We start from the raw sequence: 1,936 nt of genomic DNA on the forward strand, positions 1-1,936 counted from the left end.
ATTATATGCTTTTATTCTTCAAAAATGCAACAAAAAATTAAAAAAAGGCTTGACTTCTTCAAAAGCAAGTATTAACATAATCTTGTAAAAACATTCTTCAAATTTGAAGAAGTGGGAGGGAAAGATGAGTAATTTAAAAATTGAAAGAATAAAAAAAGGATTTAAACAAGGGATGTTTGCTAAACAATTAGGAATAACTCCTCAATATTTAAGACTTATAGAAAAAGGAGCAGTTGAGCCAAGAAGAGATTTGATGATAAAAATTGCAAAAGCTCTTGACACAACAGTAGCAGAACTGTTCTTTAGTGAAGAAGAATAATGAGCTAGATAATGACTAAACAGAGGTATCTGTTTTCAAAAAAATTGAAAATAATCGTTGCCACTTATGGTAATAAACGTATCTAAAATATCTCATGCCCACTTGTGGGAATGAAAAATCATATCAAAATGACATTACATAGTAAGACATAAGTAAAGTGCAATACTTTATAAGAAATGTACAAGTTCCACTATAAAATCATACTACAGTGGTTCTAAGTAGATGTATTGGTAAAGATAATTATTAAATTATGGAGGGAGATAAAATGACAAGTAATAGAAATTGGCTTACAACAGATGAAACAGCCGACCATTTAGGTGTTACACCTGCATATGTAAGAGAATTGCTTAATAGAGGGCAATATGATAGTTCTATAAAACTTAAAGGAACTAAATGCGGTAAAGAATGGAGAATTGATAGGAAGAGTGTTAATGACTATCTAGGAATAGAAATTGATGAAAATAACTATAAGAAAGATTTATACATTAAAGAGCTTGAAGGAAAGGTTAAATTGTATGAAACCAAATTACAAGCATTTGAAGTTTTAGCAGTAACATTACAAGGATTAGTTGGAAATATCAAGGAAGGGAATTAAAAGCATGAATATTAAGATATTAAGTTTATATATAGAAAATTGTAAGAGCATGGGTAAAGAGCCCACATGGGAAAATTTAAGACTATTTAATAAGGTGTTTAAGTAGGTGAGAACTTGAATACTCCTTATCATAAAATAGATTCAAGAATACTTGAATATGACATAAACAGTGTAGAGTTTAAGTTTGGTATATGGATTACTAAAAAAGAATTTGGACAAAGGTTAAATCATAATAATCCATTACCCAAAGGACAGTTTTTTATGAGTGTTAGAGTTGTTGCTAAAGATATAGAAATTACTGAAAAGATTGCTAGGAGATTAATAAAGCAGTTTACAAAGCTAGATATAATAAGGCTTGTAGCGAGTTCTAAAAATCCAAAACAAGGGTCAATTTATGAGTATTTAGTACAAGTTGAAGAGGGCACAGTAAAAGACACAGTAAAAGCACAGTTAGGGCACAGTAAAAGTGAGAAAATAAGCACTTTAGAAGAGGATAAAGGGCACAGTAATGGCACACAAGAGGGCACAGTAAAGGGCACATCTAAAAAGAAAAGTAAAATAAAAGAAAATATATATAATAGTATTTTTGATTTTTGGATTAATAAAAATATTAAAAAGCATAGAAACCTAACTAAAGAAATGAAACAGGCTATAGATAAAGCAATAAAGGATTATTCTGAAAGTGAAATATTAGAAGCTATTAGTAATTATAGCATTATGTATAATGATTCAGCGTATCAATGGTGTAATTATCAATGGGGGTTAAATGAATTTTTAGTTAGAAAGGATAAAGACGGAATAAGACAAATAGGTATGTTTTTAAATGATGGTAGTAAGTATTTGAATTATTTATCGTGGAAATCAAAGAATAAGCTTAATAATGATACAAAGATAGACTTTGATGATGAAAAGTATATTATTTAAAAAATGAGGTGTAAGAAATGGTAAGACAAGAATTAATAACATTAGAGCAAGAGGTTTTAGGTGGTCCTATAATAGATAACTCTTTATATCATCACTTA

Annotated in this window: 3 protein-coding genes; all 3 read left to right on the top strand. The window is 28.8% G+C overall.

Going from position 1 to position 1,936, the window contains the following annotated elements; translation table 11 throughout:
- Window positions 1-124: 124 nt before the first annotated feature.
- The 3 genes from ABUA17_RS18720 (at window position 125) to ABUA17_RS18730 (ending at window position 1,838) form a co-directional block, all read left to right on the top strand.
- On the top strand, window positions 125-319 hold the full coding sequence (locus ABUA17_RS18720) for a helix-turn-helix transcriptional regulator (protein WP_349818085.1): 195 nt from the start codon (window positions 125-127) through the stop codon (window positions 317-319).
- A 265-nt stretch (window positions 320-584) separates the two neighbouring features.
- Window positions 585-914, top strand: a complete 330-nt coding sequence (locus ABUA17_RS18725) for a helix-turn-helix domain-containing protein (protein WP_349818084.1) — start codon at window positions 585-587, stop codon at window positions 912-914.
- A 114-nt stretch (window positions 915-1,028) separates the two neighbouring features.
- Window positions 1,029-1,838, top strand: a complete 810-nt coding sequence (locus ABUA17_RS18730; protein ID WP_349818083.1) for a hypothetical protein — start codon at window positions 1,029-1,031, stop codon at window positions 1,836-1,838.
- Window positions 1,839-1,936: the final 98 nt, after the last annotated feature.

The sequence above is a fragment of the Clostridium sp. RTP31139st1_H3_RTP31139_211217 genome (genome assembly GCF_040227035.1).
Lineage (GTDB): Bacteria > Bacillota > Clostridia > Clostridiales > Clostridiaceae > Clostridium > Clostridium saudiense.